A 15,140-nucleotide genomic window follows, 5' to 3' on the forward strand; every position below is an offset into this window, starting at 1 on the left:
TGCGTCCATTAACAGGGTCGTTATTTCTGCTTTTCAGCAGTGTAAATGTTTTGGCTCAGCCTGCGACGCTTGCCAGCCAGGCAGCGGCTATGCCGGATGATTTTCAGGCGTATTTCTTCAATGCCCCGCTTTCAGCCCGCATCATGGTAGATAACCGGGTCCTGGGCGATGCCATGATCATCGTGACGGAGGATAACCGGGCCAGGATTATCCATTTTACTGATAACGGCGACAGTGAGTTTAGCGAGGCCGAACGCCAGCGCTGGTTAAAGGCGTTCACTGACTTTGTTCCGCTTGGGAAGTGCAGTGACCATGCCTGCCCGCCGGGGCTGCTGGCGGCGGATTACAGCCTGAGCGATGCCCGCCTCGTTTTACTCACGCAGCAACCGGGAAACGACGCGAATAAATACTGGTATACCTTACCCGAAGATGGGGATTCAGGCCTGCTGCTGAATAACCAGCTTAACCTCAGCGGCAGCGAGCAGCAGTCAAGCATGAGCTGGAACGGGGGCCTGGAGGCGGCGCTGGGGAGCTGGACATTAATGAGCCAGTTTCAGCATGACCAGACCCGCAGCAACAGCCTCGGCAGCACTTCCCGCCATGCCATAACCTCTCTCTACGTTCAGCGTGAATTTCAGCAACACTTTCTCCGTACCGGGCTATTTACGCCGGACAGCCAAGGCCTGATGCGCCAGCTTTATACGCCGGGAGGCGGTATCAGCACGCTGGCGGGCATGATGGCGGGCAGCGGCGATGCACTACTGAAGGGCGGGGATATTCCGGCGCTTTATCCCGTCTACGTCTCCGCCAACCGTGAAGGTGTGGCTGAAATTTACCGCGACGGTACCCTGATAAATTCTCAGCCTGTTGAACCCGGCCTGCAAATGTTAGACACCGTGCCGCTGCCGGCCGGTATCTATGAAGTTGAAATTCGCCTCATTGAAGACGGCCGTGAGAGCAGCAGGGTCACTGAAACGATCAATAAACCCACCCGCTGGCGAACGCCGGGCCAGCGCCTGCGCTATAACGTGTTCGCCGGGCAGCAGCAGACGCTGTGGAACAGTGACAAAAATGAAGATAACGGTGAATTTGCGGCCGGGGCCAGCGTCAATTACCTGCTGCATCCGCTGGCGACGGTCGGCGTGGCCGTGCAGAAGACGGGGGAAGAGCGTCAGGCCGGGGTTTCACTCGACTGGCAGGCGGCAAAGCCGGTGCAGCTGTACGGTAATATCTGGCGGAGCAATCTCACCGGTCACGGGTTTGATACCCAGGGAATATGGTCGCACGCAAAGGGTAACGTCGCCCTCAGCCACAGCCGGAGCTGGTATCGCCAGGAAGATGAACCCTACCGGTATACGGCTCGCCCTTCGCTGGAACACAGCAGCGTGCTGTCCACCACCTGGCGCCTGAACAGCGAGAACAGCCTCACCGCCCGTCTGACGCACAGAAGCCGTCACAGCGGTATCGGTGCCGACGTGGGCTTTAATACCCGCACCGTACTTGCCGGGAACGCCATTAACTGGCGGCTGGCCGCGTTTGATCGCCCCTACGGCAATGGCAGCACGTTACGCAACCGCGGCGTGAGTCTCTCCGCCAGCTTCGCGCTCGGCGGGCAGAAACGCAGCGGCAATATCAGCGTCGGCAGCCGAACGGATACCAGCGGCAGCCGGGATCTCTATACCTCCGCCTCGGTCAATCAGACCTGGGACAAAGGCCCCGTGAAGATGACGACGGCGACGCTGACGGCGGACCGCCACGGCGCAGGGTTCAGCACTTACAACCAGTTTGATACGCCGATGATGGCGGGCACTTTCTGGGGGCAGAGCTCAACGCTGGACGGCAGGCTGTCCGGCGGCCTCAATACCGGCAGCCTGCTGGCGTTGGGTGGCGGGCGGGTCACAATGTCGAAACAGGCGGCACATTATCAGGGCGGCGGCATGATAGTGGATGTCTCCTCCGACGATAAAAATGCCGAACTGGTGGCGCTTTATCCGGGCGGTGCCGTGCCGCTCAAGCCGGGCAGGAACTTCATTCCGGTCGATGCCTGGCAACCCGGCACGGTGCAGATTGACTTCCCCGGCACGGAAGCCCCGGCGCTGAAAGTCGAGCCTGAATACCTGAGCTACCAGCATATTCGCGGGGGCGTCAGTGCGTATTCCGTGAAAGTGATGAAAACGGTGACGGTGATGGGGCGCCTGGTGGACGGCAATGGCCACGCCCTGGGCGGTGCTCAGGTGGTGAATCATGCCGGCAGGACGGTCACCGAATCCGACGGGCTGTTCACCCTCGAAGTGCATGAAAACAACCCGGTGCTGGCGGTGGAATACCGCGCAATGAACCAGTGTGAAATACGCCTGAATCCCACCACGCAGAAAACGGCCGATGAGATTATTTTCCTCGGCAATCTGACCTGTGACGAATTACCGCTGGCGGGGAACGCAGGCTATGCGGCCAGCAAAGCAGCCAGGAATAAGGACATATAATGTTTACCCGACAGATGTATATTATCGACTTCATTAATAACGCCCTGTTTCGCAGAAGAAATACGGCAGCACTGTCCGCGCTGCTTTTATTGGCGATGATATCCACAGTCAACGCTGCAACGGTGGACGTCACTACGGAGTTTATCGCCGACCTGCAGCAGCCGCAGAAGAATGCGTTTGTGAATACTACCCCGGTCTCAGGATTTTGTTCTCAGTACTCTAAGTATTGTAATGTGGGAGAGTTCAGTATTTTGATTCCTGGGGTATCGGCGGAAAAGTATTTTGACTCTACGAGTGATAACCCACGCAATTATACATCAATAACACTTGATGGCACGGCAAGGAATATTGTTTTAAGAGATGGTAAAACAGGGAATCAAATTACTGGGGTATTTCGTCTGGCTTTTTTTGGTATGCAACACACGTCGTTAGATGGATATAACATATTTAATGCAATGAATGGCACGGGTATTTATCCTCAGGGCGGGTGCTCAGGGCGGATTGGCGTTGGTATTGGTTCTTCGAATAGTCAGTTCAGACATGGATGGGGAGTGCCAGAAAAAAAGCTGACCTGCTACAAGGAGCTTGGTAACTCTTTTCAAGGTTATGTTCGTGTTTCCGATTTTAGCTTTGGCTATACGTTAGAAACACTCAATCCATTAGGTGTTTATAGCGGTGACTACGAAGGTGAAGTGGTTTATACCGTTGGTGAAGGCGAAGATATTGACTTTAATGCCGAAACAACCTCTGACACTGAAATTAGAATAAAAATAAAGGCGACCGTACGCCATGCCTTCCAGGTGAAGTTTCCCTCCGACGCGGAATTTATCAAGGTCAGCCTGGCCCCGAAAGGCGGCTGGAGCCAGTGGGCAAACGGTGGGCGTGTCCCTGATTCCCTGAGTCAGGAGGTCCCCTTCACCCTGTCGTCCACGTCCGGCTTCACTGTCAATATGCGCTGTGAGTATGATTTGGAGGGGGCCTGTGCGTTACGCGAAACAACATCCCCCACCGGAGAAAAAATACCGCTGGAGGTTTCTCTGACCTTACCGGGTTATAAAACGGAAAACGGAAGAGAAGCCAGAAATCTGCTGTTGAATTCGTTACCGGCTGGCCATGTTATTTTACCTCCCGGCGAGTTTGTTGTTCATCGTCGCTCACAGGTTGATTTTAAAGTCCGGAAACCCGGCGTTGAAACGATGGTGAAATCCCCAGGTTCAACCTGGAAGGGAGTCGTGACGCTATTGTTTGATGCTCAGGCGGACTAGGGAACGGAGAACCGAACGTTCTGTCGAAGATGGGTTATTCGGCGTATTGCGCGATAGCGCTGCTGAAGGATCCGTCTTCCTTTTCACCCCCACAAACTTGATAAACAGATCTTCTCTGCCAACCGCCAGCGTTTGAAGCCATCCCTCAGCACCAATACTAAGCTGCCATTTAATCGATTGCGCTCACACTTAAAAGCACAAACATTGCGACCTGAAGCAAATACTCGTTGAAAAATGCTGTTTTAGGCACTTTCTTTGGCAAAAACCGAGTTATTTGGTCAGGTTTAATTTATTGCATCATCCACAAGTGCTAGGCTTCGCGACCATAAATGTCATGTTGATGTCTATGAACAGACTGTTATGCGGATTTGTTGCTTAACAAACGTAGATTATCGCATTTGGGATCGCGATCACTGATACAGTGATGACATAAATGTATCTTTCCGCCCGCCGATAGTTACGGGCCACAACTACTTCAAAAACGCGCCCGGCCAGAATTTAGTTTCAGCAGTTATGCCTCACACATCGCGTTAACTGCGAATTTTTAAACATTGCACGAAACTTTCCTTTGGAGATGTAGATGGAAACCACTCAAACCGGCAGTATTGTCTCTGCTGAGAAAAAAGGCGCATGGCGCAAGACCGACACCATGTGGATGCTGGGCCTGTACGGTACAGCTATCGGTGCAGGCGTCCTGTTCCTGCCAATCAACGCCGGCGTTGGTGGCCTGATCCCGCTGTTCATCATGGCGATTCTGGCTTTCCCAATGACGTTCTTCGCACACCGCGGTATGACCCGCTTCGTGCTGTCCGGTAAAAACCCGGGCGAAGATATCACCGAAGTTGTAGAAGAGCACTTTGGTGTTGGCGCAGGTAAGCTCATCACCCTGCTGTACTTCTTTGCTATCTACCCGATCCTGCTGGTTTACAGCGTGGCTATCACCAACACCGTGGACAGCTTCATCACCCACCAGTTGGGCATGACTGCACCGCCGCGCGCTATCCTTTCTTTGATTCTGATTGTCGGCATGATGACTATCGTGCGCTTCGGCGAGCAGATGATCGTCAAAGCGATGAGCATCCTGGTATTCCCATTTGTTGCGGCTCTGATGATTCTGGCGCTGTACCTGATTCCAAACTGGAGCGGTGCGGCGTTTGAAACCCTGTCCTTCAGCGCAACCCCGGCAACCGGCAGCGGCCTGTGGATGACCCTGTGGCTGGCAATTCCGGTCATGGTGTTCTCCTTCAACCACTCCCCTATCATCTCCTCCTTCGCCGTGGCTAAACGCGAAGAGTACGGCGATGGCGCTGAGAAAAAATGCTCCAGCATCCTGGCTCGTGCACACATCATGATGGTGCTGACCGTCATGTTCTTCGTGTTCAGCTGCGTGCTGAGCCTGAGCCCTGCTGACCTGGCCGCGGCAAAAGCGCAGAACATCTCTATCCTGTCTTACCTGGCTAACCACTTTAATGCACCGGTTATCGCCTGGATGGCGCCAATCATTGCGATGATTGCCATCACCAAATCCTTCCTCGGCCACTACCTGGGTGCACGTGAAGGCTTTAACGGCATGGTCATTAAGTCTCTGCGCGGCAAAGGTAAGAGTATTGAAATCGGTAAACTGAACAAAATTACCGCGCTGTTTATGCTGGTGACGACCTGGGCAGTGGCGACGCTGAACCCAAGCATCCTCGGGATGATTGAAACCCTGGGCGGCCCGGTTATCGCGATGATTCTGTTCCTGATGCCGATGTATGCTATTCAGAAAGTACCGGCGATGCGTAAGTACAGCGGCCATATCAGCAACGTCTTTGTTGTGATTATGGGCCTGATCGCTATCTCCGCTATCTTCTACTCGCTGTTCAGCTAAGCAAGCTAAAGAGTCGCCCGCCAGGGCGACTCTCTTCCCCCAAGTCACTTACGCAGGGAAATCTTATGATTAGCGTATTCGACATTTTCAAAATCGGTATTGGCCCCTCCAGCTCACATACCGTCGGCCCGATGAAGGCCGGTAAACAATTTTCCGATGACCTGATTGAGCAAGGGATCCTGCGCGATGTCACTCGTGTAGTTGTGGATGTCTATGGCTCTCTGTCCCTGACAGGTAAAGGCCACCATACCGATATAGCCATTATTATGGGCCTGGCGGGTAACCTGCCGGATACCGTCGATATCGACGCTATTCCGCACTTCATCCAGGATGTAAACACCCACGGGCGCCTGATGCTGGCCAACGGTCAGCATGAAGTTGAATTCCCGGTGGACTGCTGCATGAACTTCCATGCCGACAACCTGGCGCTCCACGAGAATGGTATGCGCATCACCGCTCTGGCTGGCGACAACGTGCTGTATTCTCAGACCTATTACTCTATCGGCGGTGGCTTCATCGTTAATGAAGCCCATTTTGGTGCGCAGAGTGAAAACCCGGTCAGCGTGCCCTATCCGTATCAGAATGCTGCAGACCTGCAAAAACACTGCCGTGAAACGGGCTTATCGCTTTCCGGCCTGATGATGCAGAACGAACGAGCCCTGCATAGCCAGGAAGAGATCGACGCCCACTTTGCGGCGGTCTGGGAAGTCATGAGCAGCGGAATTGAACGCGGTATCACTACAGAAGGCGTGCTGCCGGGTAAAATGCGCGTTCCGCGCCGTGCTGCAGCCCTGCGTCGTATGCTGGTGACCACCGATAAAAACAACTCTGACCCGATGGCAGTTGTGGACTGGATCAATATGTTCGCGCTGGCGGTGAACGAAGAAAACGCAGCCGGTGGCCGTGTGGTCACCGCGCCAACAAACGGGGCCTGCGGTATTGTTCCGGCTGTGTTGGCGTATTACGACAAGTTCATTCGTCAGGTGAACGCTAACTCCTGCGCCCGCTATTTCCTGGCCGCCGGTGCTATCGGTTCTCTGTATAAAATGAACGCATCTATCTCCGGCGCGGAAGTAGGTTGTCAGGGAGAAGTCGGCGTAGCCTGTTCAATGGCTGCGGCAGGCCTTACTGAGCTGCTGGGCGGTAGCCCTACTCAGGTGTGTATCGCTGCGGAAATCGGCATGGAGCATAATCTGGGGCTGACGTGTGACCCGGTTGCAGGCCAGGTTCAGGTTCCGTGCATCGAGCGTAACGCCATTGCGGCAGTTAAAGCCGTGAATGCTGCACGTATGGCTATGCGCCGCACCAGCGAGCCTCGCGTCTGTCTGGATAAGGTTATCGAGACAATGTATGAAACGGGCAAGGACATGAACGCCAAGTATCGCGAAACCTCTCGCGGTGGCCTGGCGCTGAAAATTGTCGCCTGTGACTAAAAATTAAGGCTCCCGGCTGGGAGCCTTTCAGACGACTGACCAACTTCCGGTGAAAAAGAAAGATCCGCCGACTGGTTAAAAAACAGGAAAATCACTTTATTGATTTTCGGCTGATAACCACAAAGAGGGAAAAACCACGTTTTTTTCCTCTTTGTCAGCAACCTTTAAGGCTCCCGCTTGGGAGCCTTTTTCTTAGAGCGCCGCTTTCAAACGCTTCACGGCTTCCACCAGTTGCTTATCCGTTGCCGTCGCGTAGGAGAAACGCAGCGTGCGTTTATCCGCATGATCGCTAAAGAAGAACTCTCCCGGCACGTACACCACGCCTTTCTCCAGCGTTTTTTGTAGCCAGGCCGTGGTATCAAAGTCGTAGCGGAAAGCGGCCCAAAGGAACATCCCACCCTGCGGCTGGTTAAAGGTAATGTGCTCACCAAGCTCTTCTTCCAGCAGACGCGACAGCGTCAGGCACTTCTGCTTATAAGCCTCACGAATCAGCTCAATCTGCGGCTCAAGACGCCCCAGTTTCAGGTAAGCCGCCGCCAGCGCCTGCGTAAACGAGTTAGCGTGTAAATCAGTCGCCTGCTTAATGATGGCGACCTTTTGCTTCATCCACTCCGGGAGAATAATCCAGCCGACACGCAGCCCCGGAGCCAGAATTTTCGAGAACGTTGAGGTATAGACCACGTGATCTTCATGCCCTAACTCTGTGGCGACCTGAATCAGGGTCTTCTCGCGGCGATCGGTAAAGCTAATCGCCCCGTACGGATCGTCTTCAATAATCACAAAATCATGTTCGGCAGCCAGTTTCACCAGCTTTTCACGACGCTCAGCGCTCAGCGTTGTGCCGCTTGGGTTACCAAAGGTTGGCACCAGATAAACGCCTTTCACTCGCGTAGTTTTCAGCAAAGCTTCCAGCTCATCGACAATCATGCCGTGCTCATCCCCACCTACGGATTCAACCTTCGCGGCGGTCAAACTGAGGATTTGCAGCGTGGCCAGGTAGGTCGGGCGTTCAACGACGAAAACGTCACCTTCGTCTGCCAGCGCACGAATCAGCAAATCCAACGCCTGCTGGGAACCAGAGGTGATGAGCAACTGGTCGCTGCGCGTAGTAATCCCGCGAGCCTTGCACAGCTCAACTAGCTGGTCACGCAGCTCGGAATTGCCTTCGGTCAGGCCATACTGAAAAGCGTCGTTAAAGTTCTCTTCCAGCACTTTACGGGTCGCCAGCTCCAGCCCTTGTCTGTCAAACAGCTCACTGGAAGGAATGCCGCCAGCCAGTGAAATCACGCCGGGCATTTTGCTGTGCTTAAGAAGTTCGCGGATGGCCGAGGGTTGCAGGTTTTGAATGCGTTGCGCGAGGTGTTTAGTATTACTCATATTGATGTTCTCTATTTTTTTATGCGTTAGAAATATACATAGCCCGCTAACAACTACGCAATGGCTTTCCACCCGGCCCCGATAAGGTTTTGCGAGAGGCATTCCTGAATGCTGCGATGAGAATAGCTCATCATGGCGGGAAGTGTTAGGGTAGGCCCATCAGAGTGACGAGTTAATTTCTTATGGCTATTCATTTACTTATCGTCGATGCCCTGAACCTGATTCGCCGCATACATGCGGTGCAGGGTTCGCCCTGTGTCGATACATGTCTGCATGCGCTGGACCAGCTTATTGGCCACAGTCAGCCTACTCATGCGGTGGCAGTGTTTGATGACGAAGAACGTCGCGAAGGCTGGCGGCATCAAGTTCTGCCCGACTACAAAGCGGGCCGTTCGCCAATGCCAGACGACCTGCATGCCGAAATGCCAGCTCTGCGGGATGCTTTTACCCGTCGTGGCGTTCAGTGCTGGCATTCAAAAGGCAACGAGGCGGATGATCTTGCGGCCACGCTGGCGGTGAAAGTCGCCTCCGGCGGCCATCGGGCAACCATTGTGTCCACCGACAAAGGCTATTGCCAGCTGCTGGCCCCAACGCTGCAAATTCGCGATTACTTCCAAAAACGCTGGCTGGATGCGCCCTTTATTGCTCAGGAATATGGCGTTCAGCCGGAACAACTGGGGGACTTCTGGGGGCTGGCGGGCATCAGCAGCAGCAAAATTCCCGGCGTGCCCGGTATTGGCCCTAAAAGCGCCACACAGCTCATTAACCAGTTTTCTGACCTGGAAACGCTCTATCAGCGGCTCGATGAAGTCCCGGAAAAATGGCGTAAGAAGCTGGAGCTGCACAGAGAAAGTGCGTTTATCAGCCGCCAGGTGGCAAGGCTTGAGACGGATTTACAGCTCGACGGGAACTTACAGCAGCTAAGGTTGCCTGGTGCATTGCCTTCTGCATAACGCAAAAGAAATCCCCTTGCCCGGATGAGCAAGGGGTTGGTCATTAACGTTCGTCGCGACGGCCACCCACGGCCGCCCACCAACGGCGGATGTGAACGGTCACTTCTTCACGATCGTGGTAAAGCTGGCGGGCTTTGATTTCCGCGTTAATCCCGTTGCTCTCGAGGATTTCGCGGATCTGCGCCAGGTTTTGCGACACCTCTTCGTAGCGCTTTTTCATCGGCAACTTGAGGTTAAAGATAGTCTCACGGCACCAGCCGTTTACCAGCCAGGTTGCCATTAAATGGGCTACTTTCGCCGGTTTTTCCACCATGTCGCAGACCATCCAGGAGATGTTGGTGCGGGTCGGGCGGTATTTGAAGCCATCTTCGCGCAGCCAGGTGACCTGTCCGGTGTCCATCAGGCTCTGCGCCATCGGGCCATTATCAACGGACGAAACCCACATATTGCGTTTTACCAACTGATAGGTCCAGCCGCCCGGGCAGGCACCCAAATCCACGGCGTACATGCCGTTGGCCAGACGCTCGTCCCATTCATCGGCGGGAATAAAGACGTGAAACGCCTCTTCCAGCTTCAGCGTGGAGCGGCTTGGAGCATCCGCTGGGAACTTGAGGCGCGGGATGCCCATATAGAACGGCGAATTGTTGGTGGTGTAGGAGTAACCTGTGTAACAGCAGCCAGGGGCGATGAAGAACACATGCACAACCGGACGCTTCGGCGTTTCGTAGTTGGTCAGCACTCCGGCTTCGCGCAGGCTGGCACGCAGCGGCACGGTAAACTTGCGACAGAACTTCATCAGCTCTTTGCTTTCGTTGGTGTCGGCCACTTCAACCCGCAGGTCGCCGCCCTTTTCCACCACGCCCTGCAGCATGCCGACAATAGGCGTGATGCGGTCTTCCGGCGGTAAATCCTTTAGCAGCTCGCCGGCAACAAACATCTGGCGGGCAAAAATCAGGTCGCTGAACGGCAGCTCGCGCGCCAGCTTTTCCGCCTCTTCCGGCTGATAGCATTCAAATATGACATAACCGCTGTGCTCTTTAACGCGGGCAAAGCCGTAGACACCGCGCTGACCCGCTTTGTCGGTTATCTCTGCCGCACACTCTTTCTCGAATCCCTGTCGGCAGTACAAAATCACTTTATTCATGGCTTACGCCCTTACGTTTCAGGCGCACAGCACCAATTAACATCAATATCCAACCGGCCAGGAAGCTGACGCCGCCCACCGGGGTAACAAACGCCCACAGCCGCAGGTGCGACAGGGCCAGGCAGTACAAACTGCCGCTAAATAATACGGTGCCTAACGCCATAAAGACGCTGCTCCAGTAGAACCAGATGCTGATGCGACGCTGCATTGCCACCGCAAGGCCAAAAATCGCGAGCGTGTGAAACGCCTGATACTCAAGCCCGGTCTGGATCCATCCCATCTCTGCAACACCCAGAGACTTGCTCAATACGTGCGCCCCAAAGGCGCCCAGGGCAACAAAAACAAAACCGCTGATGGCGGCAAAAATCAGCATGAATCGGCTGGTCATGGTGTAACCCTAAAGTAAGGCGTGGCCGCGCCACGCGAAGGTTGCTTATTGTTCGTAGCGAAAACGGAATTTTTCTTGCTCACTGGCCGCCTTTGCCAGGATCCACTGTCGAAACGCGGCTATTTTACCCAGTTCTGCCTGGCTGTCATGACAAACCAGATAAAAGGCGTTTTTACTTACCAGCACATCATTGAATGGGCATACCAGACGGCCCGCTTCGATTTCCGTTTGGGCCATGACGTTATTGGCCAGCGCAATCCCCTGCCCGTGAATCGCGGCCTGGAGTACCATTGCGCTGTGGCTGAAAATGGGCCCTTGCTGGACATTAATATGGCTCACGCCAAGCTGGCGGGTATAAGTCTGCCAGTCGCGGCGCGAAGCGTCATGCAATAAAGTGTGCCTGGCCAAATCTTCCGGCGTTTTAATCGGTTTGTCGCCGGTTAGTAGCATAGGCGAGCAAACCGGCAGCAAATACTCAGCATAAAGTTTTTCGACTCTTAGCCCCGGCCAGTTTCCCCGCCCATAGAATATCGCCACGTCCACGTCGTCAGACAGCTTGTCTTCCTGGCGGTCCACCGCCTGAATTCGCACGTCGATGCCCGGATAAGCTGAGTTAAAGCTTGTTAAGCGAGGCACCAGCCAGTGAATCGCAAAACTGGGCAATAAACTCACCGTCAGCGCGCCTTTTGCACTGCGCGCCTGCAGCTTGCGGGTGGCTTCCGTCAGCTGGGAAAAAATCTCTTTAATATCCTGATAATAACTCTGCCCCTCCTCCGTCAACAGCAACGATCGGTTACGGCGGCGGAACAGCTTCAGGCCAAGAAAATCCTCCAGGGACTTGATCTGGTGGCTTACCGCGGCCTGAGTAACGAACAGTTCCTCAGCCGCTTTAGTAAAACTCAAGTGACGAGCCGCAGCGTCAAAAACGCGCAGCGCATTCAGAGGGGGTAATCGCTTAGACATGGGGTTATTTGGCTTAAGTGTTAATAAGAGTTAACAAACAGATAGCGTTTGTTTACCTATTAGTTTTTTTTATCTGAGCCATTATAAATTGTCCGTTGAGGATGCACCAGCAAATACCTATAGTGGCGGCACTTCCTGAGTCGGAACGAAAAGTTGTCTGGAATGCGTGTTCTGGAGGGCTTTTGGCTTACGGTTGTGATGTTGTGTTGTTGTGTTTGCAATTGGTCTGACATTTCGGACCACGGTAGCTAAGCTACCCCTTTTCACTTCCTGTACATTTACCCTGTCTGTCCATAGTGATTAATGTAGCACCGCCGAATGCGGTGCTTTTTTTTGCCTGCAGTTTTACTTCTTCAGCTCAACCATCTCTTTCACGTCCGAACGGTTAATCTGCTGCATATTGCCGTTAGCATCTTTGTACTTGATCATCCCTGTTTCGTCATCGGTTTTTGGCTTACCTTCAGAGACAATCGCGCGTCCATCGTTGGTGTGCATGATGTAGTTCGGGCTGGAACAAGCTGCAAGTGCAAAGGTCATCATACAGGCAGAAACAATAGCGATAGATTTGTTCATTATTCTTCTCCTTGTGGATAGCGTTTAATGCTGTTTAAGTCTTTCCTACTAACATGCTTAAATATTAGTCCAACAATAATTAGCATAACCTGCTTCTCACATTCTGCCAGGAGAAACAGACAATTCCGAGAAAGACGGAAACCTTGTGCCAACGCCAGTTTTGCGCGACGATCTGTGCATTGAACTGAGGATCCCCATGACAGCATTTAACCCCGCTCATTTTCGCGCGCAATTCCCCGCGCTGGCAGATGCAGGCGTCTATCTCGACAGCGCGGCCACGGCGCTAAAACCCCAGGCCGTGATCGACGCTACCCAACAGTTTTACAGCCTGAGTGCCGGGAACGTTCACCGCAGCCAGTTTCCAGAAGCGCAGCGTCTGACGGCGCGCTACGAAGCGGCACGTGACCAGGTAGCACGTTTGATCAACGCCGAAAGCGGTAGATCCGTGGTCTGGACCCGGGGCACAACCGAAGCCATAAACCTGGTTGCGCAGTGCTATGCCCGCCCTCGCCTCAAAGACGGGGATGAAATCATTGTGAGTGAGGCAGAACATCACGCCAATTTTGTGCCGTGGCTGATGGTGGCTGAGCAAACCGGTGCGAAAGTGGTGAAACTGCCGCTGAATGACCAGGCTCTGCCCGATCTTAACCAGCTTCCTGCATTGCTGCATGGCCGCACTCGTATCCTGGCGCTTGGGCAAATGTCTAACGTCACCGGGGGCCGCCCCGATCTTGCAAAAGCTATCAAGCTTGCCCACAAAGCAGGCGCCGTCGTGATGGTTGATGGCGCGCAGGGCATTGTTCACTGCCCGCCGGACGTGCAGGCGCTGGATATCGACTTTTACGCCTTTTCCGCTCATAAACTGTATGGCCCGACCGGCATCGGCGCGCTCTATGGCAAAGCAGATCTCCTTGAGCAGATGTCGCCGTGGCTCGGCGGCGGGAAAATGATTACCCATGTCTCATTCGACGGGTTTAAGACTCAGCCAGTGCCCTACCGCTTTGAAGCCGGGACGCCAAACGTCGCGGGCGTCATTGGCCTTAGCGCTGTGCTGGAATGGCTTGAAACTGTCGATTTACAGCAGGCGGAAAACTGGAGCCGTAGCCTGGCCACGCTCGCGGAGTCCGAGCTGGCAAAACGCCCCGGTTTCCGTAGCTTCCGCAGTCAGGACTCCAGCCTGCTGGCGTTTGACTTTGCGGGCGTTCACCATAGCGATATGGTCACGCTGCTGGCCGAATCAGGCATTGCGCTGCGGGCGGGCCAGCACTGCGCGCAGCCCTTGATGGCCGCATTAGGCGTTAGCGGAACGCTGCGCGCCTCTTTCGCCCCTTACAACACACAGCAGGATGTGCACGAACTGCTCGACGCAGTCGGTCGCGCCCTCGATATTCTGGTGGACTGAATGCAGGCTAATCATCCCTTTGGCACAGAAATTAACGCAGATATGCTGCGTAGCACCTTCGAAGCGCAGCGGCAGTGGGAAGACAAATACCGCCAGCTGATTTTATTGGGTAAGAAGCTGCCGGCGCTGCCGGAGGCATTAAAAACCGAGAGTATTGAAATCAGCGGCTGCGAAAATCGCGTTTGGCTGGGCCACGAGCGCCTGCCGGACGGAACGCTGCACTTTTACGGTGACAGTGAAGGACGCATCGTTCGTGGCTTATTGGCGGTGCTGTTGACCGCGGTAGAGGGGAAAACCGCCCGGCAGCTATTGGAAAACGATCCGCTAAGTCTGTTTGACGATCTGGGGCTTCGCCATCAGCTAAGCGCTTCCCGCAGCAGCGGGCTTACGGCCCTTGCCGCGGCCGTTCAACAGGCCGCGCACGAGGATTAATCAGGCGGCGGTTCGTGCCGCCTTCGCCATCATCTTCTTCAGCACATGAGACACCGCCACAAAAGCAAAGCTGGCGGTTACCATGGTCGCCGCCCCAAAGCCCGAGGCACAGTCCATCCGTTTTGGACCTTCGGCGGTGCTTTTCATCGCGCAAACTGAGCCGTCAGCCTGCGGATACACCAGCGCTTCAGTTGAAAATACGCAGTCTACGCCAAGCTTCCCTTTACTGTTTTTCACCACGCCGAAATCACTTTTCAGGCGTTCACGCAGCTTCGCCGCCAGCGGATCCTGAATAGTTTTAGCCAGATCGCTAACCTGAATCTGTGTCGGATCGATTTGCCCACCGGCTCCCCCCGTGGTCACCAGCGGGATCTTATAGCGGCGGCAATACGCGATCAGCGCCGCTTTTGGCCGCACGCTGTCAATGGCGTCGATAACATAGCTGAATCCCTGGCTAAGCAGCTCAGCGGCGTTGTCAGCGGTAATAAAGTCATCCACCACCGTAACCCGACATTCAGGATTGATCTCCTTGATGCGTGCGGCCATGACTTCCGTTTTGGCCTGGCCTACGCTGTCTTTCAGGGCATGGATTTGGCGGTTGGTGTTGGTGACGCAAACGTCATCCATGTCGATTAGCGTAATGGCCCCAATCCCGGTTCGCGCCAGCGCCTCTGCCGCCCACGAGCCCACCCCGCCGATGCCAATCACGCAAACGTGCGCTTCTGCAAAAAGCTGAAGCGCCGCCTGGCCATACAGACGAGCGGTGCCGCCAAAGCGTTGCAGCCAGGCATCAGAGAGAACGACAGACATCGGGGAAATCCTCAGAAATAAAAAACGGGCTGATTATACAGCCCGTA

13 protein-coding genes are annotated in these 15,140 nt (G+C 54.5%); 7 read left to right on the plus strand and 6 right to left on the minus strand.

Annotated features, from left to right (window positions below; genetic code table 11):
* Positions 1-50 precede the first annotated feature (50 nt).
* From A936_RS12850 to A936_RS12865, 4 genes are all read left to right on the plus strand, one after another.
* The gene (locus tag A936_RS12850; RefSeq protein WP_237717581.1) at positions 51-2,483 is read left to right on the plus strand and encodes a CS1-pili formation C-terminal domain-containing protein; all 2,433 of its coding nucleotides are present in this window, start codon (positions 51-53) and stop codon (positions 2,481-2,483) included.
* The gene (locus A936_RS12855) at positions 2,483-3,748 is read left to right on the plus strand and encodes a hypothetical protein (protein WP_008458414.1); all 1,266 of its coding nucleotides are present in this window, start codon (positions 2,483-2,485) and stop codon (positions 3,746-3,748) included. The genes A936_RS12850 and A936_RS12855 overlap by 1 nt, the downstream gene beginning before the upstream one ends.
* Before the next feature lie 580 nt (positions 3,749-4,328).
* Entirely contained in the window at positions 4,329-5,618 is a 1,290-nt protein-coding gene (locus A936_RS12860; protein WP_008458416.1) for an HAAAP family serine/threonine permease, read from the plus strand.
* A 65-nt stretch (positions 5,619-5,683) separates the two neighbouring features.
* Positions 5,684-7,051, plus strand: coding sequence for an L-serine ammonia-lyase (locus A936_RS12865; RefSeq protein ID WP_008458418.1), 1,368 nt, complete (start codon positions 5,684-5,686; stop codon positions 7,049-7,051).
* A 192-nt stretch (positions 7,052-7,243) separates the two neighbouring features.
* Here A936_RS12865 and A936_RS12870 read toward each other — a convergent pair whose 3' ends face one another.
* Complete coding sequence (locus tag A936_RS12870) at positions 7,244-8,428, minus strand: aminotransferase-like domain-containing protein (protein WP_008458420.1); 1,185 nt, start codon at positions 8,426-8,428, stop codon at positions 7,244-7,246.
* 182 nt (positions 8,429-8,610) lie between these two features.
* Here A936_RS12870 and xni point away from each other — a divergent pair, with 182 nt between their 5' ends.
* Positions 8,611-9,381, plus strand: coding sequence for a flap endonuclease Xni (gene xni, locus A936_RS12875; protein WP_008458422.1), 771 nt, complete (start codon positions 8,611-8,613; stop codon positions 9,379-9,381).
* 43 nt (positions 9,382-9,424) lie between these two features.
* Here the strand turns inward: xni and rlmM are convergent, their stop codons facing one another.
* The 4 genes from rlmM to A936_RS12895 all read right to left on the minus strand — a co-directional run bounded on the left by rlmM (position 9,425) and on the right by A936_RS12895 (position 12,449).
* Positions 9,425-10,525 carry a 23S rRNA (cytidine(2498)-2'-O)-methyltransferase RlmM gene (rlmM, locus tag A936_RS12880; protein ID WP_008458424.1) on the minus strand — a complete coding sequence of 367 codons (1,101 nt, stop codon included), beginning with the start codon at positions 10,523-10,525 and terminating at the stop codon, positions 9,425-9,427.
* Complete coding sequence (locus A936_RS12885; RefSeq protein WP_008458426.1) at positions 10,518-10,913, minus strand: DUF423 domain-containing protein; 396 nt, start codon at positions 10,911-10,913, stop codon at positions 10,518-10,520. The genes rlmM and A936_RS12885 overlap by 8 nt, the downstream gene beginning before the upstream one ends.
* Before the next feature lie 45 nt (positions 10,914-10,958).
* Entirely contained in the window at positions 10,959-11,876 is a 918-nt protein-coding gene (gene gcvA / locus A936_RS12890; RefSeq protein ID WP_008458428.1) for a glycine cleavage system transcriptional regulator GcvA, read from the minus strand.
* A 345-nt stretch (positions 11,877-12,221) separates the two neighbouring features.
* Positions 12,222-12,449 carry a YgdI/YgdR family lipoprotein gene (locus A936_RS12895; protein WP_008458430.1) on the minus strand — a complete coding sequence of 76 codons (228 nt, stop codon included), beginning with the start codon at positions 12,447-12,449 and terminating at the stop codon, positions 12,222-12,224.
* 196 nt (positions 12,450-12,645) lie between these two features.
* On the opposite strand from A936_RS12895, the gene csdA reads away from it, so the two are divergent.
* On the plus strand, positions 12,646-13,851 hold the full coding sequence (csdA, locus tag A936_RS12900) for a cysteine desulfurase CsdA (RefSeq protein ID WP_008458432.1): 1,206 nt from the start codon (positions 12,646-12,648) through the stop codon (positions 13,849-13,851).
* Positions 13,852-14,283, plus strand: coding sequence for a cysteine desulfurase sulfur acceptor subunit CsdE (gene csdE, locus A936_RS12905; protein ID WP_008458434.1), 432 nt, complete (start codon positions 13,852-13,854; stop codon positions 14,281-14,283).
* On the opposite strand, the gene tcdA is transcribed toward csdE, so the two are convergent.
* Complete coding sequence (gene tcdA / locus A936_RS12910; RefSeq protein ID WP_008458436.1) at positions 14,284-15,093, minus strand: tRNA cyclic N6-threonylcarbamoyladenosine(37) synthase TcdA; 810 nt, start codon at positions 15,091-15,093, stop codon at positions 14,284-14,286.
* Positions 15,094-15,140 lie beyond the last annotated feature (47 nt).

It is taken from the genome of Enterobacter sp. Ag1 (assembly GCA_000277545.1).
In the GTDB taxonomy this organism is placed as follows: domain Bacteria; phylum Pseudomonadota; class Gammaproteobacteria; order Enterobacterales; family Enterobacteriaceae; genus Cedecea.